Here is a 17223-nt window from a genome sequence, read left to right on the forward strand (position 1 = left end):
TCGGACGATCCGGACCGCCCTTAGGCGGTCGGACCGCCGAAGATGTCGATACGGTCGCCCTCAGCAAGGGTCACGATCGCCCGCTTGGTGGCGGCGCGCTGACCGAAGCCGGTCTTGGTGCGCTTGCGCTTGCCCTGGCGGTTGATCGTGTTGACCCCGGTGACCTTGACCGAGAAGACCGCCTGGACGGCCTGCTTGATCTGGGTCTTGTTGGCGCCGGGGGCCACGATGAACGTGTACTTGTTCTCGTCGAGGAGCGCGTAGCTCTTCTCCGACACGACCGGCTTCAGCAGCACGTCACGGAGGTCCGTGTACGCCTTGCTGGGCGCGGTGACGACGGTGTTCTTGCCCTCGGCCTCGTGGCGCTTCGCCTTGGCGACGCGCGCGGCCTTGGCGACCTTGGCCGCCTTGGAAGCAATGCTCGGGTGACGCGTAGCCATCAGGCGTCACTCCCTTCGGTGTCGTTGGCCTTCGGGCCGGCGACGAAGGACTCGAGAGCGGCCTGGGTGAAGACCACGTCGTCCGAGACGATCACGTCGTACGTGTTCAGCTGGCCCGGCTCCAGGATGTGGACCTGGGGCAGGTTGCGGGCGGACAGCCACGCGGCCTCGTCGCTGCGCTCGACGATCAGGAGCAGGTTCTTGCGCTCCGAGATCTTGCCGAACAGCGTCTTCGCGGCCTTGGTGGAGATGTCGCCGTCGACCACGCCGGTGACGACGTGGATGCGGTTGTGGCGGGCCCGGTCGGTGAGGGCGTGACGCAGGGCGGCAGCCTTCATCTTCTTCGGGGTCCGCTGCGAGTAGTCACGCGGCACGGGACCGTGCACGACGCCACCACCGGCGAACTGCGGCGCGCGGGTCGAGCCCTGACGGGCGCGGCCGGTGCCCTTCTGGCGGTAAGGCTTCTTGCCACCACCACGGACCTCGCCACGGGTCTTCGTCTTGTGCGTGCCCTGACGGGCAGCCGCGTTCTGCGCGACGACGACCTGGTGGATCAGCGGGATGCTGACCTTCTCCACGCCGAAGATCTCCGCGGGGAGCTCGACGCTACCGGTCTTCTCGCCGGCAGGCGAAAGGATGTCAACAGTGCTCATCGGTTACCTCAGGCCCCCTTGGCCGCGGTGCGGACCAGGACGAGGCCGCCGTTCGGACCGGGGACAGCGCCCTTGATGAGCAGCAGACCCTTCTCCGCGTCAACGGCGTGGACGGTCAGGTTCTGGGTGGTGACACGCTCGTTGCCCATGCGACCCGCCATGCGGAGGCCCTTGAACACGCGGCCCGGGGTGGCGCAGCCACCGATGGAACCGGGCGAGCGGTGCTTGCGCTGGGTGCCGTGACCGGCGCCGAGGCCCTTGAAGTTGTGACGCTTCATGACACCGGCGAAGCCCTTGCCCTTGCTCTTGCCGGTCACGTCGACCTTGATGCCGGCCTCGAACACCTCGGCGGTGATCTCCTGGCCGAGGGTGTACTCGCTGGCGTCAGCGGTACGGATCTCGACGAGGTGGCGGCGGGGAGTGACGTCGGCCTTGGCGAAGTGGCCCTTGAGGGGCTTGTTCACCTTGCGCGGGTCGATCTCGCCGAACGCGATCTGGACGGACTCGTAGCCGTCGACGTCGTTCGTGCGGACCTGGGTCACGACGTTGGGGCCGGCCTTGACGACGGTGACCGGAACAACACGGTTGTTCTCGTCCCACACCTGCGTCATGCCGAGCTTCTCGCCCAGGATGCCCTTGATCTGCTTAGCCATTCTCAGATCACCGGCCCCTAGAGCTTGATCTCGATGTCGACACCGGCCGGAAGGTCGAGTCGCATCAGAGAGTCAACGGTCTTGGGCGTCGGGTCGAGGATGTCGATCAGACGCTTGTGCGTGCGCATCTCGAAGTGCTCGCGCGAGTCCTTGTACTTGTGCGGCGACTTGATGACGCAGTACACGTTCTTCTCAGTGGGCAGCGGCACCGGGCCCGCGACCGACGCACCAGTACGCGTCACCGTCTCGACGATCTTCTTCGCCGAGGAGTCGATGACCTCGTGGTCGTAGGCCTTGAGCCGGATGCGGATCTTCTGTCCCGCCATGGCTACTCAGTAGTCCTGTCTCTTCGTACGCTCCGGAACCCGGTGTCCCTGTCCTGCTTGTCCGACCCACGCGGTCGGGCGTGTCGCTCTTCCACTGACAAAAATGTCCCTTGTTCGAACATCCCTGCGGGAATGCGCACGGCCCTTCCGGAACCGCAAGCCGGGGGCGAAAGGCCCACCGGGTGCCTGGCCGGTGCCGCACTGCGCTTCCCGAAAGATTCCCGTACGTCCGCCCCAGCGCTGCCATGTGGCAGTTAGGGCGACGAGTACTGTGGGACTCGCTTCCGGTCCTCCCGGCGGGAGGCGCACAGCATCAACACTCGACCGAGCAACCCCGCTAGTCTGCCATACGGGGCAGGGGGTCCGCCAATCGAGCCGGAGAGAATACCCCGGGAGTGACGAAGGTCAAACCCGGCCACGCGTGCGCGGGGCGGCCGGATTCCCCACGAACGCGACCCGCCGACGCGGCACTTGGCCCCGGCGGGCCCGGACTCACCACCTCAGCAGCACGCCACGCCAGGTCCACCCGGCGCCGAGGACGGCGTCCACCAGCGGATTCCTCATGTCCCGCGAGTCGAAGCGGAACGTCTCGACCTTCCGTCGGCGCCCGTCGGGCCCCTTCTCGTACCTCCACTGCTTGGACACCGAGACGGCCGGACCCCGGCTGTACTCGGTCCCCGCGTGCTCGCGCGAGGGCTCCCACCGCTCCTCCAGCACCCGCACCTCACGCTTGTGCGGATCGAACCGCATCCGCGTCCTGAGCCTGATGGACGCCTCGGGCACCCGGCACTCGGCCACGAGATCGGCCTTCTCCGCGGGCAGCGCGCCGCGCACCCGGAACGGCGCGTCCGTCCAGCCCAGGTCCAGCAGCGCCTGGCGCAGCTCCAGGACCGGCAGCGCCACGGCACCGGTCTCGGGGTACCTCGTACCGGTGATCTTGTCCCTCAGACGCCCCACTGCTGTTTCCCGCTCCCCGATCGACTGTGCGACGTGAGTAGCCGACGCGCACGGGACGAGTACGGTTCCCGATGCCCGGGCCGCGCGTGGGCCGCCGACATGGGCGCATGACCCTCGCGCCGGAGTACGGCGTGGTCCGGGCCCACGACGGCATGGACCGGTGCGGCGCCCCGCTCCACGGAGCGCCGGCCCTGTTCGCCTCGCCCGGCTGCTGCCGCTCCGGCGGTCCCTGCGGACCCCGCGCCTCGCCACGCCCGCCGCGCAGACCGCCGCACAGACCGCCGCACAGACGGCCGCACAGACGGCCGCGCAGACCGCCGCACCCGGCTTCCGGTGCCGCCGTCGGCGAAGCGGCACCTATCCCCCGGTCCCCCGCGCCTCCGCGTTCCGCCGCCGGGCGAACGCCGTCTCCAGCCCCCGCTTGACCTGTCCCGCCATCGGCCGCTCCACGAACCGGTGCACCAGCAGGCTCAGCACCAGGAATCCGGCCAGCACCAGCGCCACCAGCAGCCGCGCGTCCAGGTCGTCGCGCAGGCGGCTGATCAGCGCCGTACCGGCCGCGTAGTGCATCAGGTACAGGGGATACGTCAGGCTGCCCGCCGTCACCAGCCAGCGCCACCGGATCCGGTCCGTGCGGCCGAGCGCGACGGCGACCATGACCAGCAGGAACACGGTGAAGATCAGCACCGCGCCGCGCCAGCTGCCCACGTGCTCGACCTCGTCGATCCGCCGGCCCAGTTCCTTCTGGCCCATCAGCCAGGCCATGCCGAGGATGCCCCAGAGCAGCAGGTCCTGGCCGAAGCGGTGCATCAGGTACAGCGCCAGGCCCGCGATGAAGTACCAGGCCGCCTCCGGGTCGGCGAACAGCGTGAGGAGCGGGAGGTCCGCCACCGGCGCCAGCATCGCCGCGGCGCCCCACACGCAGCAGAACACCACGACCCTGCGGTACGTCAGCCCCATCGCGACGACGACCAGGAACAGCAGATAGAAGCGCAGCTCCGACCAGAGGGTCCAGTACACGCCGTCGACGTTCGGCACGCCCTGGCCCGACTGGAGCATCGTCAGGTTGAGCAGGACGTCCCGTAGCCGCAGCCGCTCCCAGACCCCCGGCACGGCCGCCAGCGTGGCCGTCGTGAACAGCACCGCGAACCAGTACGCCGGGTAGAGGCGGATCACCCGGGACACGAAGAACTGGCGGGGCGTGCGGCCCCAGCAGGACATGCAGATGACGAAGCCGCTGATCACGAAGAAGATCTCGACGCCGATCCAGCCGTAGGCCGCGACATGGAACACCGACGGCATGATGTCCGAGACGGGGCGGTCCCAGATCCGGTTGTGCGGCTGGTCCACGCGGCGGGTGCCGGCGTAGTGGTGGACGGCGACCATCAGCGCGGCGAGCAGTCGGATGCCGTCGACGGCGTACAGGCGGGGGCGTTCCCGCCGCCGGTCGGGGGCGACGGGGCGGTGCTCCGGCTGTACGGCGAGCGGGGGGAGGGCCAGGCCAGTCATCCGGGTGAGACTACGTCCGCCACAACCACCTCACAGGGAGCGCTCAGGGACATTCCACGCGCCCCTTCCGCGAAGTTGCGCCGGCGCTTCCCGAACCGTCCCGTGCCGTTCCCCGGCGCTTCACCTGGCGCCGGGGGCATGCGAAGGGGCCCGTACGACCGAAGTCGTACGGGCCCCTTCAGGAGCTTCAGCTCAGGCTGTCGCTACCGGTGGGTCGAGATCACTTCGTGATCTTGATGACCTGGCCGGCGCCGACCGTCCGGCCACCCTCACGGATGGCGAACTTCAGGCCCTCTTCCATGGCGATGGGCTGGATGAGCTCCACCTTCATCTCGGTGTTGTCACCCGGCATCACCATCTCGGTGCCCTCGGGGAGGGTCACAACGCCCGTCACGTCCGTCGTACGGAAGTAGAACTGCGGACGGTAGTTGTTGAAGAACGGCGTGTGGCGGCCACCCTCGTCCTTGGACAGGATGTAGGCCTGGGCCTCGAAGTCGGTGTGCGGCGTGACCGAACCCGGCTTGATGATGACCTGGCCGCGCTCGACGTCCTCGCGCTTGATGCCACGGAGCAGCAGACCGACGTTCTCACCGGCCTGGCCCTCGTCGAGCAGCTTGCGGAACATCTCGATGCCGGTGACCGTGGTGGTGGTCTTCTCGGTCTTGATGCCGATGATGTCGACGGTCTCGTTGACCTTCAGGACACCACGCTCGATACGGCCGGTGACGACCGTACCGCGACCGGTGATCGTGAAGACGTCCTCGATCGGCATCAGGAACGGCTTGTCGACGTCGCGCTCGGGCTCCGGGATCGACTCGTCGACAGCCTTCATCAGGTTGAGGACGGACTCGGTCCACTCGGCCTCGCCCTCCAGCGCCTTCAGCGCGGAGACGCGGACGACCGGCAGGTCGTCGCCCGGGAACTCGTACTCGGAGAGGAGCTCACGGACCTCGAGCTCGACGAGCTCCAGGATCTCCTCGTCGTCCACCATGTCGGCCTTGTTCAGGGCGACGACGATGTACGGAACGCCGACCTGGCGGGCCAGGAGCACGTGCTCCTTGGTCTGCGGCATCGGGCCGTCGGTGGCGGCGACCACGAGGATCGCGCCGTCCATCTGCGCGGCACCGGTGATCATGTTCTTGATGTAGTCCGCGTGACCCGGGCAGTCGACGTGGGCGTAGTGACGGGTCTCCGTCTGGTACTCGACGTGCGCGATGGAGATGGTGATACCGCGCTGGCGCTCCTCGGGCGCCTTGTCGATGTTGTCGAACGCGGTGGCCTCGTTCAGGTCCGGGTACGCGTCGTGCAGCACCTTGGTAATGGCGGCCGTGAGGGTCGTCTTACCGTGGTCGATGTGACCGATGGTGCCGATGTTGACGTGCGGCTTAGTCCGCTCGAACTTCGCCTTCGCCACTGGGGTCCTCCTGTGGAGTGGTTCTGTACGCCTTGGATCGTGGCGCCAGGTGATCTTTGCTGTTAAGTCCCGGGCCCCGGGTCATTCCGCCACGAATGCGGAGGAACGACCCGTGAGGCTCCGGGGTCAAGCCTAAAGCGTCTGCGCGCGGCGCGTTGAACGCGGTGCGCTACTCGCCCTTGGCCTTCGCGATGATCTCCTCGGCGACGTTCCGCGGAACCTCGGCGTAGGAGTCGAACTGCATCGAGTAGCTCGCGCGACCCGACGTCTTGCTGCGGAGGTCGCCGACGTAGCCGAACATCTCCGACAGGGGCACCAGGCCCTTGACGATACGAGCGCCCATCCGCTCCTCCATGGCCTGGATCTGACCACGGCGGGAGTTGATGTCGCCGATGACCTCGCCCATGTAGTCCTCGGGCGTGGTGACCTCGACGGCCATCATCGGCTCGAGCAGCACGGGGCTGGCCTTGCGCGCGGCCTCCTTGAAGGCCTGCGAACCGGCGATCTTGAACGCCAGCTCGGAGGAGTCCACCTCGTGGTAGCCACCGTCGAGCAGGGTGACGCGCACGCCGGTCATCTCGTAGCCGGCGAGGATGCCGAACTGCATGGCCTCCTGCGCACCGGCGTCCACCGAAGGGATGTACTCCTTCGGGATACGGCCACCGGTCACCTTGTTCACGAACTCGTACGAGGCGTCGCCGCCCTCGATCGGCTCGATCGCGATCTGCACCTTGGCGAACTGGCCGGTACCACCAGTCTGCTTCTTGTGCGTGTAGTCGACCCGGTCGACCGCCTTGCGGATGGTCTCGCGGTAGGCGACCTGCGGCTTGCCGACGTTGGCCTCGACCTTGAACTCACGGCGCATACGGTCGACCAGCACCTCGAGGTGCAGCTCGCCCATGCCACCGATGATGGTCTGGCCGGTCTCCTCGTCCGAGTGGACCTGGAACGACGGGTCCTCTTCGGCCAGGCGCTGGATCGCGATGCCGAGCTTCTCCTGGTCGCCCTTCGACTTGGGCTCGATGGCGACCTGGATGACCGGAGCCGGGAAGTCCATGGACTCCAGGATCACGGGCTGCTTGTCGTCGCACAGCGTCTCGCCGGTCGTGGTCTGCTTCAGACCCATGACGGCGACGATGTCGCCGGCGCCGACCGACGCGATCTCCTCACGCTTGTTCGCGTGCATGCGGTAGATCTTGCCGATGCGCTCCTTCTTGCCCTTGACGGAGTTCAGCACGGCGGTGCCGGACTCCAGGCGGCCCGAGTAGACCCGGACGAAGGTGAGCTTGCCGAGGTGCGGGTCGCTCATGATCTTGAACGCCAGCGCGGACAGCGGCTCCTCGTCGGACGGCTTGCGCTTGACGACCTCCTCCGCGTCGTTCACGGCGTGGCCCTCGATGGCCTCGACGTCGAGCGGCGAGGGGAGGTAGCGCACGACCGCGTCGAGCAGGGGCTGAACGCCCTTGTTCTTGAACGCGGTACCGCAGAACACCGGGGTGACGGTGGTGTCGGCGGACTTGCCGGACGCGATGGTGATGCGACGGATCGCGGCGTACAGCTGCTCCACGGAAGGCTCCTGGCCCTCCAGGTACAGCTCCATGATCTCGTCGTCGTTCTCGGCGACGGTCTCGACGAGCTTGCCGCGGTACTCCTCGGCAGCCTCGGTGTGGGTGGACGGGATGTCGACGACGTCGTACATCTCGCCCTTCTCCGCCTCGGCGGACCACACGAAGGCCTTCATCGTGACCAGGTCGACGACGCCCTTGAAGTCGGCCTCGGCACCGATCGGGAGCTGCATGACGATCGGCTGCGCGCCAAGGCGGTCGCTGATCATGTCGACGCAACGGTGGAACTCGGCACCGGTCCGGTCGAGCTTGTTGACGAAGCAGATGCGCGGGACGCCGTAGCGGTCCGCCTGACGCCAGACGGTCTCGGACTGGGGCTCGACACCCGCGACACCGTCGAACACCGTCACGGCGCCGTCGAGCACGCGCAGCGAACGCTCCACCTCGACGGTGAAGTCGACGTGGCCCGGGGTGTCGATGATGTTGATGGTGTGGTCGACATCGGCGAGCGGCCAGTGACAGGTGGTGGCAGCAGAGGTGATCGTGATGCCACGCTCCTGCTCCTGCTCCATCCAGTCCATGGTGGCGGCGCCGTCGTGGACCTCACCGATCTTGTAGGAAACGCCGGTGTAGAACAGGATCCGCTCAGTGGTGGTCGTCTTGCCCGCGTCGATGTGGGCCATGATCCCGATGTTGCGGACCTTGGCCAGGTCAAGTGAAGTGGTAGCCATAAGGCTTCAGTCTTCTCTCGGTCTCGATGTGGGTAGCGACTACCAGCGGTAGTGCGCGAAGGCCTTGTTGGACTCGGCCATCTTGTGCGTGTCCTCGCGCTTCTTCACAGCGGCACCCAGGCCGTTGGAGGCGTCGAGAAGCTCGTTGAGCAGGCGCTCGGTCATGGTCTTCTCGCGACGGGCGCGGGAGTAGCCCACGAGCCAGCGCAGCGCCAGGGTGCTCGCGCGACCCGGCTTGACCTCGACCGGAACCTGGTAGGTCGCGCCACCGACACGGCGGGACTTGACCTCGATGGTCGGCTTGATGTTCTCGAGAGCGCGCTTCAGGGTGATGACCGGGTCGTTGCCGGTCTTCTCCTTCAGGCCCTCCATGGCGCCGTAGACGATGCGCTCGGCGGTGGAGCGCTTGCCGTTCAGCAGCACCTTGTTGATGAGCGACGTGACAAGAGGAGAACCGTAGACCGGGTCGATGATGACCGGGCGCTTCGGGGCAGGGCCCTTACGAGGCATTGTTTACTTCTCCTTCTTGGCGCCGTAGCGGCTGCGGGCCTGCTTGCGGTTCTTGACACCCTGGGTGTCGAGGGAACCGCGGATGATCTTGTAGCGAACACCCGGCAGGTCCTTCACACGGCCACCACGCACGAGCACGATGGAGTGCTCCTGCAGGTTGTGTCCCTCACCCGGAATGTAGGCCGTGACCTCGATGCCGGAGGTCAGACGCACACGCGCGACCTTACGCAGGGCCGAGTTCGGCTTCTTCGGGGTGGTCGTGAACACACGCGTGCAGACGCCGCGACGCTGGGGCGAACCCTCGAGTGCGGGCGTCTTGTTCTTCTCGACCTTGTCCTGCCGGCCCTTCCGGACCAGCTGCTGGATCGTAGGCACTACTTCTCCGGTTTCTGTGTGCCGAATGGTGAAGCTAACCTGGAACTTTGCCGACCCACGCGGTCGGGTGTGTCGAATCCAGCACACTCCCTCCGCGAGGCGGGAGAGGGCGCGGATTACGGTGGCCGCTCACGGCCCCGGTGCGGTGGGAAGGCACGCACGAGGGCCAGGGCACACCCCAGGCACAAGGTATGAGCGTACCCAGCGCAATCACTCCGGTCAAAACAAGGGCAGCGCCCCCGACACACCGAGGTTACGTCCGGGAGCCCGACCGCCCGTGTGATACGGGGGCTGTGGGCCCCTCGGGCCGCTCGGCCGCCGTGTCATGACCCACGAAATACGTCGGCCGGTTCTGCACGGCCGTGTAGATGCGCCCGACGTATTCGCCGAGCAGGCCCACACAGACCAGCTGGACCGCGCCGATGAACAGGACCCCGGTGAAGAGGGAGGTCCAGCCGGGGACCGTGTGGTCGAAGGCGTGGGCGCTCAGGGTGTAGACCATCAGCCCCAGGCAGACCAGGAAGGCGAAGCCGCCCAGCCAGGTCGCCACGCGCAGGGGCGCCGCGGAGAACCCGGTGACGCTGTCCACGGCGAGCCGGATCATCCGGCCGAGGGGGTACTTGCTGCTGCCGGCCGGGCGCGGGGCGCGCTCGTACGTCACCTCGCCGCTCGGGAACCCGAGCCACGGGACCAGGAGCCGGTAGACCCGCTGCTGGTCCGGCAGCGCCTTGAGCGCGTCCACGGCGGCCCGGCTGAGCAGCCGGAAGTCGCCGGCCTGGGCGGGGACGGACGGCCCGGCGAGCCGGCGCACCAGCCAGTAGTACAGCCCGGCCGTCCACCGCTTGAAGCCGGTGTCGCTGGCCCGGTCGGCCCGGATGCCGTAGACGATGTCCAGCGCTTCCTTCCGGGCCAGCGCCAGCATGTCGGTGATCTTCTCGGGCGGGTCCTGGAGGTCGGCGTCGATGCTGACGACATAGGCGCCGACGGCCCGGTCCAGGCCGGCGGTGAGGGCGGCCTGGTGGCCGGAGTTGCGGCGCAGGCCGATGATCCGCAGCTCGGGCCAGCCCAGCCGGAAGGCGGCGAGCAGCTCGGCGGTGCGGTCGGTGCTGCCGTCGTCGACGGCGATCACCTCGTAGCCGACGCCGAGGTCCGTGAGGACCGGGCGCAACCTGGTGACCAGGGCGGGAAGAACCTCTTCCTCGTTGAACATGGGTATGACGACCGACAAGACGGTCGCCGCAGCCGTGGTGATCGGCGCTTCTGGCACCCGTCCTCCCCCAACCTGTGGCGCACATGTGCGACTCTGTTGCGATCTTATGACCGCACTTCACGACCATCCGGGCAAGCGGTTCGGTTCCGTCCCCGCGGTCCGGCCGGTCGTCCCGAGGGGGGACCCCAGTCATGAGCACGGCCCGCAGCGACGCGGCGACGGACTCCGCCACGCCCGACGAGCCCGGCGGGCGGAAGGAACGACCCCCGGCGTTCCGCAGGCTCGCACTGCCGGACGGGCTACGACCGTACCTCGCCCCGCTGCTCCTCTACGGCGTGACGAAGCTCGTGGGCCTCTCCGTCTTCGCCTGGCTGCTGGAGTGGGCCGACGACTACCAGAAGAAGCAGCCGCGCTTCGGCGGCGGCGCGCACTGGTGGGACGTCCTCGCCACCTGGGACGGCTGGTGGTACCTCCAGGTCGCCGAGAAGGGGTACGACCCCAAGCCGCTGCAACCGCTCGGTCCCGGCGGTCTGTTCACGGTCAAACAGGACTCGGTCGCGTTCTTCCCGCTCTATCCGGGGCTGATCCGGGGCGTCTCGGAGATCACCGGGCTGGGGCTGTTCGGCTCCGGGATCCTGGTGTCGGTGCTGGCGTCCTTCGTGGCCGCCGCCGGCATCTACGCCGTGGTCTCGACGCTCGCGGGGGTCCGGGCCGGGACGATCGCGGCCGGGCTGTGGGCGGTGGCGCCCGGAGCGGGCGTGGAGTGGGCGGTCTACTCCGAGTCGGTCTTCGTGGCCATCGCCTCCTGGTGCTGCTACTGCGTGATGAAGCGCCGCTGGGTGGCGGCGGGACTGCTCGCCTTCCTGGCCGGGCTCAACCGGCCGACGTCCGCCGCGCTCATCGGGGCGGTCGGGCTCGCCGCGATCGTGACGCTGGCCCGCAAGGAGAGCAGGCGCGAGCACGGGATCGCCGGTCCCGTGTACGCGATGATCGCCGCGCCGCTCGGCCTGCTCACCTACGTCACCTGGGTCGGCCTCAGCATGGGCGACCTCACCGCCTACTTCACCCTCCAGCGCGAGGGCTGGGCGCACTACTTCGACTTCGGCGCCTACACGCTCGACGTCCTGGGCAACATCGCGGTCGGCCACGGCGACTACCTGTTCGCCTTCTCCACCCCCGACCTGATCGCCGTACAGATCGTGCTGGCGCTGCCCTTCCTGATCGCGCTGATGCTGCGCAAGAAGCCGCCGCTGGTGCTGGTCGCGTACACGCTGGCGTCGGTCGTGACGGTGCTGGGGACGCAGCAGATGTTCGGCAACACCGGCCGCTATCTGCTCCCCGCGTTCCCGCTGCTGCTGGCTCCGGCGGCGGCGCTCGGCCGGCTGAAGTGGCCGAGCCTCGCGGTGTTCTTCACGACGGCGGCGGTGGCCTCGGGCTGGTACGCGCACTACGTGATCTTCGAGCTGGGCATTCCGTAGCTCACCCGTCGGCCCGGCGGGGCCCGCGGTGCGCGCCGCGGGCGGCGCGTTCGGCGGCGAAGACGTCCTCCAGGCGGAAGAGCTGGGCCCGGCCCGCCCTGCCGGCCGGTCTGAGCCGGCCCAGCTGGACCCATTTGCGGATCGTGGCGGGAGCGACGCCGGCCTCCTGGGCGGCGAGCGGGCCCGGGATCAGGGTCGGCCGGTCCGGGTGGCTGCTCGGGCGGCTCATGCGCGGCCCCACTCCCCGTCGTCCCAGGTGTGCCGGTAGGCGGGGTCGTCGCGGCAGCCGCACCGCGGGTCCGTGCAGCGGCAGGCCGGGTTCACACAGAGGACGGCGCTGCGGTCCGGGAACGCCCGCAGCGAGACCGAGTCGCACCAGGGGCAGCGCCCGGAGACCCGGACGACGGTCTCGGTGTCGCCCAGCGCGCGGGCGCAGCGGCGGGCCATGCGCCGGGTCTCGTCGCGCACGTGCGCGGCCAGTACGGGGTCGGCGGCGATGCCGTCGAGGAGCCCGGCGATGCGGCGCAGCCGCTCGGGCACGGGCGCGCGGCGTGCACGGGCCAGGCCGAGCCGGTCCCGGACGGCCTCCTCCAGTTCGATCACTCCGTCGGTGATGTCCCGGATGGTGTCGGAGACGTGCAGGCGCAGGGGGGCCGCGCTGTGGCCGGGGGCGGTCAGACCGCGCTTGTGGAGAAGCAGCGTCTCCTCCCGCTCCTCCCGCAGCCGGGCCGCGAGGCCGTCGGAGGGCGGGGGTGCGGAGGGCCGGGCCGCCGGGGTCGTGCGGCCCGGGGCGAGTTCGGTGGCCAGCTCCGGGAACTGCTGGAGCAGGGTGGTGATCCACAGGGCCGCGTGCGCGGTGGGGTGGTCCTCGGGCGTACGGGCCTCAGTCACGCGGGCCTCCCGCGAGGACCGGGCGGCCGGAGCGCCAGAGACGGCCGCCGCAGACGCCGTCGAACCAGTTCTCGGCCGGGGCCACGGTCTCCTCGCAGGCGCGGCGCACGGGGCAGCCGGCGCAGGCCCGCAGCGCGGGGGCGGCCTCCTTGGCCTTCTTGGAGAAGACGACCTTCGGCGAGAGTCCGGCGCAGGCGGCGGCGGACTGCCAGCCGGGGGTGCGCTCGGAGCCGGTGGTGTGCCCGGGGCCGGTGGTGTGCGGGCGATCAGGTGGGCAGGAACTGGTTGCGGGCATGGGCATGGGACCCCCCTGTGGTTCGGAAGACGGTCCGTGAACGGGCCGTGCGAAGTGAACGCGCTTCAGGTTTACAGATTGCGCGCGCGCTCGCAACGAGTTTCGGGTCACCCCCCTCCGCCACGCACCCCCGAATCTCCACGAACCGCACAAATTTTCCTCATTGCTTGCACGAGAGCACGTAATTCCGTGCGCGCAAGCAAGCTAAACTCGTGCCACCCCCGAAGGAAGCGAGCAGAGATGAACAGCCAGGATCTGGACGCGTTCGCCGCGTGGGTCGAAGACCTGATGCGCGATCGCGGCTACGACATCGACAGCCCACGCGGCGGCGGAAAGTCACGGATAGCGGACGAGGCGGGCGTGCACCGCGCGGCCGTCACCCGCCTGCTCCAGCGGCAGAGCATGCCGGACCTCGAGACCACGCGCCGGCTGGCGCGCGTCCTCGGCGTCCCGGTCCGCGACATGCTCATCCGCTCCGGCCGGCTGACCGCGGAGGAACTCGCCGACCCGCACGACCACCTGGCCGCACCCGCGGCCGGCGCGGAGTTCGCCCGCCGCCCCACGCTGGAGGAGGTCGCCGACCTGCTCGGCGTGCCCGCCGACCGGCGGGAGATGTTCGTCAGGGTGGTGGAGCAGTTCCTGCCGAACGAGGCCCAGCCCCCGGGGCAGGGACGAGTCCGGGCACAGGGCCGTGAGGACGGACGGGTACTGATGGAGGCGGCGGGGACGTCCTCCGTCGGCGACTGACCGACCTCGACGGCCGCTCCGATCGACGGGCACCCGTGGGCCGACGGGGGCGCCGTTCGACGGTTCGGCGGTGGCGGTCGGCGGTTCGGCGTCCGACGGTCCGGTGTCCGATGGCACGGCGTCCGACGGTCCGGCGGCACGAGCGGCTGCCGCACGCGCGCACCCACGCGCCCAGGCGCCCAGGCGCCCGCACACGCAGACACACCCCCCTCCCCGCTCCACTCCCCCCACGCGTCACACCCCCACCTCACCCCCCACCTGCGATTTCGCGCCCCGCGCGCCCCTTCGGGACCTTCCTTCGCAACTTCCTCGCCGATTTAGTTGCGTGCGCGCACGCTCCTCTGTCACAGTTGGTGCAGCGGCGGAGCTGTGCCCGCGGCCCCCACCCGGGCCGTACCCGCCGCCGTACGCCGGGCCGAGGCGCCGTGCGCCTCCCCTCCCCGCCCCCGCGCGGCGCCCGCCCGGCGGCCCTTCCTTCTTCCCGCTTCCCGGCGAGGTGACCCGGCATGACCACACCCACCCCACCGAGCGCCTTCCCGGACGTCGAGGCCCTGGTCGTCGACATCCTGGAGGCCGACTCGGCGCTCTCCACCGCACTCGTCACGGTCGATCCGCCGTCGGACTTCAACGGCACGACCGCCGCGGTGCTCGTCAACCGGCGCGGCGGCGCCTGGATCGGCGAACTCCACGTCGACCAGCCGCTGATCGAGCTGGAGGTGTACGGCCCGACCAAGCAGGCCGCGCACGTCCTGGCCAACTCCGCCCGCCGCGCCCTGATGGCCGCGGCCGGCAACCACTACGGCACCAACCTCATCACCGAGGTGGAGGAGCAGGACGGCCCGCGCTGGCTGCCCGACTACCTCTACAGCGCGGCCAACCGCTATGTCGTCGTGCTGAAGGTGTTCCTGGACGTCTACTGACGCCCCCCCCCGCGGCCCCCTGTCTCCCGGGCCGCCCCCACAGACCGAAGGCCCCGCCCCCTCGCCTCCGAGCGAACCGGCGGGGCCTTCGCCGTACCCGGACCGCCCGGGCACGGCATCACCACCCCTCCCTAAGGAGAACCACCCATGGCAGGCACCAACACCTCCGAGATCCGCATCGCCGGAGTCGGCCGGCTCTACGTCGCCGCGGCCGACACCGACATCCCGACGACCTTCTCCACCGACCCGGCCACCGACTGGGCCGCCGGCTGGAAGAACCTCGGGTTCACCTCCGGCGACGGCGTCACCTTCAGCAAGAAGGACAAGCTGGAGCCGGTCGACGTGTGGCAGGCGGTCAGCCCGGTCCACTTCGTCTACTCGGACCGCGACCTCACGCTGAAGTTCTCGCTGCTCCAGTTCAACGAGGACACGCTGCCCTTCTTCATGGGCGGTGGCGCGGTCGAGGCCGTCACCGGCTCGACGGGCGTCTACAAGTACGACATCGCGGACCGCCCGTTCGCCGACGTGCGCGCCCTCGGCCTGGAGTTCACCGACGTCCGCGCCAACGACGGCACCTCCGTGACCTACCGCTTCGGCATCCCGCGCGGCCAGGTCACGGCGGCGGACGACATCAAGCTGGCCCGCAAGTCGCCGGCCCAGCTCGGCATCACCTACACGGCGATGGCCTCCGCCGACGGTTCGCCGCTGGCCAGCTTCCTGATGAAGGACGCCGCGTACGCCGCGTCCTGAACCACCCGGGTGGGGTGGGCCCGCACCCGCTCACCCCACCCCGGACCCGCACCACCGTCCTCATCCTCCGCAAGGCTTCACGGACCCAAGGAGCACCCATCACCATGGCCCGATTCGACGTCAACGCCGCCCGCGCCCAGCGCCTGGAAGCCCTCGGCCGCACCTGGTCGTTCGAGCTCGACGGCGAGAGCTTCACCCTGCCCACGGAGCTGTCCCGCGCCACCGCCAAGGCGCTGCGCCGGCTCGACGACAACGACGTGGACGGGCTGCTCGGGCTGCTCATGGGTGAGCAGCAGTTCGCACGCTTCGAGCGCCACGACGTCACCATGCAGGACATCGCCGCCGTCCTGGAGGCCTACGGCAAGGAGACCGGGCTCGGCCTGGGGGAAGACTGAGCCTCGTCGCGTTCGTCGACGAACACGCCGAGGCACTCGAAGCGGATCTGCTCCGCTACTACGGCATCGACCTGCTCGACTGGCACCGACAGCGCCTCTCCTCGCGGCGGCTCTCGCTGCTCGTCCGGCAACTGCCGCGCGACAGCGCCCTCAACCGGGACCTGCACGGCGAGGCCGCCGACTGGTCGGTGACGGACCATCTGCTGGCCGCCGCGGTGGACCATCTGGCGGCGGCGAACTGGATGTTCGCCGCGGTCAACTCGGACGAGAACGACCAGCCGGACCCGCCGGCGCCGGTACCGCGCCCGGGTGACGGATCCCGGGAGCCGACGGACACCGACGCCGCCGTACCGGAGCGCGGGCACGAGGACGGGTCGCCGTCCGCGAGGGAACTGGCCCGGTTCTTCGGGTGAGGCGGGACGGGTCCTGTCCCGTCGTGCCCTACTCGTCGCGGCGGCGGCCGCCGCTCGCCCGGCCCTCCAGCTCGTCGGCGAGGGCCCGGGCCTTGTCCGAGAGCCGACGGCGTTCGTCGCCACCGGCCCCGGCTCCTGGACCGGGTGCCGGCTCGGGCGCCCCGGGCGGTTCCGGTGCGGAACGCTCCGGCGCGTCCGTCGTACGGCGTCCCCGCTCGCGTCCGGTGGCCCCGGTGTCACCGGGGCGGTCCAGCGGGGGCACGCTGGGGCGGCCGTTGCGGCGGACCACCGCACGCCGTTCCGCGCGCGCCGACCGCTTCTGCCGCACCTCGCGCGCGGACAGAAGGATGTCGCCGGAAGAGCCGCCGGGGGAATCCCCCGGCTTCGCGCCGGCGCTCCGTTGATCGCCGCCGTCCCGGCCGCCGCCCCGCCGATCCGGGGTCGGCTGGGCGACCTTGCCGCGGCCCGTCTGCCGGGGCGGGGCCGCCGCCACCGGCGACCCGTCCGCCACCGTCCGCTCCCGCTCGCCGCGCGCCTCTACCCGCGTCACCTCGGAGGGAGGCCGCAGCAGCTGGACGTACGGCAGCGCGATGACCTCACCGCCCGCTTCGCCCTCGGCCCTGCGGGCCCGGCGCGGCCGGTGGCCGGTGCGGGCGTCGTCCTGGCCCTGGAGGTAGGCGGCGGTGATCCGTTCCTCGTAGGCGCGCCGGATCGCCGGCAGCTGCTCGGCGACGACGTCGGCCCAGCCGGCGCTGTAGGCGGCCAGTTCGCGGCGGTCGAGTTCGCCGCGCGGCAGGGTCACGAGGTCGAGCGGGTCGTGGCCCAGACGGAGAACGAGTTCGGAGACCCGGGCGATGAGATGGGGAAGATCGGGGGACTGTTCCAGCCAGTCGACCACATGATCATTTGGCGCATTGCTCGCGTCGCCGTCCACCCCGTTGGCCTTGCTCTCGTCCCCTGTCCCATCGCGCCCCCCGCGCGAGGACGGCTG

Annotated in this window: 21 protein-coding genes; 6 read left to right on the plus strand and 15 right to left on the minus strand. The window is 69.9% G+C overall.

All coding sequences use genetic code 11. The features are described 5' to 3' along the window. Nucleotides 1-20: 20 nt before the first annotated feature. The 11 genes from rplW to IE275_RS18075 form a co-directional block, all read right to left on the minus strand. A complete protein-coding gene (gene rplW / locus IE275_RS18025) occupies nt 21-440 on the minus strand; it encodes a 50S ribosomal protein L23 (protein ID WP_189712339.1) in 420 nt (139 codons plus the stop codon). Then, the gene (gene rplD, locus IE275_RS18030; protein WP_189712340.1) at nt 440-1093 is read right to left on the minus strand and encodes a 50S ribosomal protein L4; all 654 of its coding nucleotides are present in this window, start codon (nt 1091-1093) and stop codon (nt 440-442) included. Before rplD ends, rplW begins: the two co-directional genes overlap by 1 nt. 8 nt (nt 1094-1101) lie before the next feature. Continuing rightward, nucleotides 1102-1746, minus strand: coding sequence for a 50S ribosomal protein L3 (gene rplC, locus IE275_RS18035; protein WP_020135811.1), 645 nt, complete (start codon nt 1744-1746; stop codon nt 1102-1104). A 17-nt stretch (nt 1747-1763) separates the two neighbouring features. Then, a complete protein-coding gene (gene rpsJ, locus IE275_RS18040) occupies nt 1764-2072 on the minus strand; it encodes a 30S ribosomal protein S10 (protein ID WP_003948644.1) in 309 nt (102 codons plus the stop codon). Nucleotides 2073-2564: 492 nt separating this feature from the next. Then, a complete protein-coding gene (locus tag IE275_RS18045) occupies nt 2565-3029 on the minus strand; it encodes a hypothetical protein (RefSeq protein WP_189712341.1) in 465 nt (154 codons plus the stop codon). A gap of 357 nt (nt 3030-3386) precedes the next feature. Further along, complete coding sequence (locus tag IE275_RS18050) at nt 3387-4538, minus strand: acyltransferase family protein (RefSeq protein WP_189712342.1); 1152 nt, start codon at nt 4536-4538, stop codon at nt 3387-3389. 220 nt (nt 4539-4758) lie between these two features. Beyond that, nucleotides 4759-5952, minus strand: coding sequence for an elongation factor Tu (gene tuf / locus IE275_RS18055; RefSeq protein ID WP_189712343.1), 1194 nt, complete (start codon nt 5950-5952; stop codon nt 4759-4761). 169 nt (nt 5953-6121) lie between these two features. Next, on the minus strand, nt 6122-8248 hold the full coding sequence (gene fusA, locus IE275_RS18060) for an elongation factor G (protein WP_189712344.1): 2127 nt from the start codon (nt 8246-8248) through the stop codon (nt 6122-6124). Nucleotides 8249-8287: 39 nt separating this feature from the next. Further along, nucleotides 8288-8758 carry a 30S ribosomal protein S7 gene (gene rpsG / locus IE275_RS18065; RefSeq protein WP_189712345.1) on the minus strand — a complete coding sequence of 157 codons (471 nt, stop codon included), beginning with the start codon at nt 8756-8758 and terminating at the stop codon, nt 8288-8290. A 3-nt stretch (nt 8759-8761) separates the two neighbouring features. Continuing rightward, nucleotides 8762-9133: a 30S ribosomal protein S12 gene (gene rpsL / locus IE275_RS18070; protein WP_003948652.1), complete on the minus strand. Its 372-nt coding sequence runs from the start codon at nt 9131-9133 to the stop codon at nt 8762-8764. A gap of 253 nt (nt 9134-9386) precedes the next feature. Next, nucleotides 9387-10400 carry a glycosyltransferase family 2 protein gene (locus tag IE275_RS18075; RefSeq protein WP_268255272.1) on the minus strand — a complete coding sequence of 338 codons (1014 nt, stop codon included), beginning with the start codon at nt 10398-10400 and terminating at the stop codon, nt 9387-9389. A gap of 134 nt (nt 10401-10534) precedes the next feature. On the opposite strand from IE275_RS18075, the gene IE275_RS18080 reads away from it, so the two are divergent. After that, nucleotides 10535-11821, plus strand: coding sequence for a putative hexosyltransferase (locus IE275_RS18080; RefSeq protein ID WP_189712346.1), 1287 nt, complete (start codon nt 10535-10537; stop codon nt 11819-11821). A 1-nt stretch (nt 11822) separates the two neighbouring features. Here IE275_RS18080 and IE275_RS18085 read toward each other — a convergent pair whose 3' ends face one another. Genes IE275_RS18085 through IE275_RS18095 form a run of 3 tightly spaced genes read right to left on the minus strand, consistent with a single transcriptional unit; the run spans nt 11823 to nt 13013 of the window. Next, nucleotides 11823-12050 carry a MerR family transcriptional regulator gene (locus IE275_RS18085; RefSeq protein ID WP_189712347.1) on the minus strand — a complete coding sequence of 76 codons (228 nt, stop codon included), beginning with the start codon at nt 12048-12050 and terminating at the stop codon, nt 11823-11825. Next, the gene (locus IE275_RS18090; RefSeq protein ID WP_189712348.1) at nt 12047-12712 is read right to left on the minus strand and encodes a hypothetical protein; all 666 of its coding nucleotides are present in this window, start codon (nt 12710-12712) and stop codon (nt 12047-12049) included. Before IE275_RS18090 ends, IE275_RS18085 begins: the two co-directional genes overlap by 4 nt. Next, nucleotides 12705-13013, minus strand: a complete 309-nt coding sequence (locus IE275_RS18095) for a WhiB family transcriptional regulator (RefSeq protein WP_229870331.1) — start codon at nt 13011-13013, stop codon at nt 12705-12707. Before IE275_RS18095 ends, IE275_RS18090 begins: the two co-directional genes overlap by 8 nt. Before the next feature lie 234 nt (nt 13014-13247). Here IE275_RS18095 and IE275_RS18100 point away from each other — a divergent pair, with 234 nt between their 5' ends. From IE275_RS18100 to IE275_RS18120, 5 genes are all read left to right on the plus strand, one after another. Further along, nucleotides 13248-13754, plus strand: coding sequence for a helix-turn-helix domain-containing protein (locus IE275_RS18100; protein WP_229870333.1), 507 nt, complete (start codon nt 13248-13250; stop codon nt 13752-13754). A 506-nt stretch (nt 13755-14260) separates the two neighbouring features. Further along, nucleotides 14261-14674, plus strand: a complete 414-nt coding sequence (locus tag IE275_RS18105; RefSeq protein WP_189712349.1) for a phage tail termination protein — start codon at nt 14261-14263, stop codon at nt 14672-14674. 147 nt (nt 14675-14821) lie between these two features. Next, nucleotides 14822-15424, plus strand: coding sequence for a phage tail tube protein (locus IE275_RS18110; protein WP_189712350.1), 603 nt, complete (start codon nt 14822-14824; stop codon nt 15422-15424). A 104-nt stretch (nt 15425-15528) separates the two neighbouring features. Continuing rightward, the gene (locus IE275_RS18115) at nt 15529-15819 is read left to right on the plus strand and encodes a hypothetical protein (protein ID WP_189712351.1); all 291 of its coding nucleotides are present in this window, start codon (nt 15529-15531) and stop codon (nt 15817-15819) included. Nucleotides 15820-15884: 65 nt separating this feature from the next. Continuing rightward, nucleotides 15885-16232, plus strand: coding sequence for a hypothetical protein (locus tag IE275_RS18120; protein WP_189712578.1), 348 nt, complete (start codon nt 15885-15887; stop codon nt 16230-16232). A 28-nt stretch (nt 16233-16260) separates the two neighbouring features. Here the strand turns inward: IE275_RS18120 and IE275_RS18125 are convergent, their stop codons facing one another. Continuing rightward, nucleotides 16261-17130 (minus strand): hypothetical protein, encoded by an 870-nt coding sequence (locus IE275_RS18125; RefSeq protein WP_189712352.1) that lies wholly within the window; start codon nt 17128-17130, stop codon nt 16261-16263. Nucleotides 17131-17223: the final 93 nt, after the last annotated feature.

The sequence above is a fragment of the Streptomyces phaeofaciens genome, from assembly GCF_014648915.1.
Classification (GTDB): Bacteria; Actinomycetota; Actinomycetes; order Streptomycetales; family Streptomycetaceae; genus Streptomyces; species Streptomyces phaeofaciens.

Excerpts from the sequence above, each read along its gene's own strand:
- IE275_RS18110 (WP_189712350.1), top strand. The coding sequence starts at position 14,822 with ATGGCAGGCACCAACACCTCCGAGATCCGCATCGCCGGAGTCGGCCGG.
- rplC (WP_020135811.1), bottom strand. The coding sequence starts at position 1,746 with ATGGCTAAGCAGATCAAGGGCATCCTGGGCGAGAAGCTCGGCATGACG.
- fusA (WP_189712344.1), bottom strand. The coding sequence starts at position 8,248 with ATGGCTACCACTTCACTTGACCTGGCCAAGGTCCGCAACATCGGGATC.
- rplW (WP_189712339.1), bottom strand. The coding sequence starts at position 440 with ATGGCTACGCGTCACCCGAGCATTGCTTCCAAGGCGGCCAAGGTCGCC.
- rpsJ (WP_003948644.1), bottom strand. The coding sequence starts at position 2,072 with ATGGCGGGACAGAAGATCCGCATCCGGCTCAAGGCCTACGACCACGAG.
- IE275_RS18095 (WP_229870331.1), bottom strand. The coding sequence starts at position 13,013 with ATGCCCATGCCCGCAACCAGTTCCTGCCCACCTGATCGCCCGCACACC.
- IE275_RS18080 (WP_189712346.1), top strand. The coding sequence starts at position 10,535 with ATGAGCACGGCCCGCAGCGACGCGGCGACGGACTCCGCCACGCCCGAC.
- rplD (WP_189712340.1), bottom strand. The coding sequence starts at position 1,093 with ATGAGCACTGTTGACATCCTTTCGCCTGCCGGCGAGAAGACCGGTAGC.
- IE275_RS18115 (WP_189712351.1), top strand. The coding sequence starts at position 15,529 with ATGGCCCGATTCGACGTCAACGCCGCCCGCGCCCAGCGCCTGGAAGCC.
- IE275_RS18085 (WP_189712347.1), bottom strand. The coding sequence starts at position 12,050 with ATGAGCCGCCCGAGCAGCCACCCGGACCGGCCGACCCTGATCCCGGGC.
- IE275_RS18100 (WP_229870333.1), top strand. The coding sequence starts at position 13,248 with ATGAACAGCCAGGATCTGGACGCGTTCGCCGCGTGGGTCGAAGACCTG.
- IE275_RS18050 (WP_189712342.1), bottom strand. The coding sequence starts at position 4,538 with ATGACTGGCCTGGCCCTCCCCCCGCTCGCCGTACAGCCGGAGCACCGC.
- IE275_RS18105 (WP_189712349.1), top strand. The coding sequence starts at position 14,261 with ATGACCACACCCACCCCACCGAGCGCCTTCCCGGACGTCGAGGCCCTG.
- rpsG (WP_189712345.1), bottom strand. The coding sequence starts at position 8,758 with ATGCCTCGTAAGGGCCCTGCCCCGAAGCGCCCGGTCATCATCGACCCG.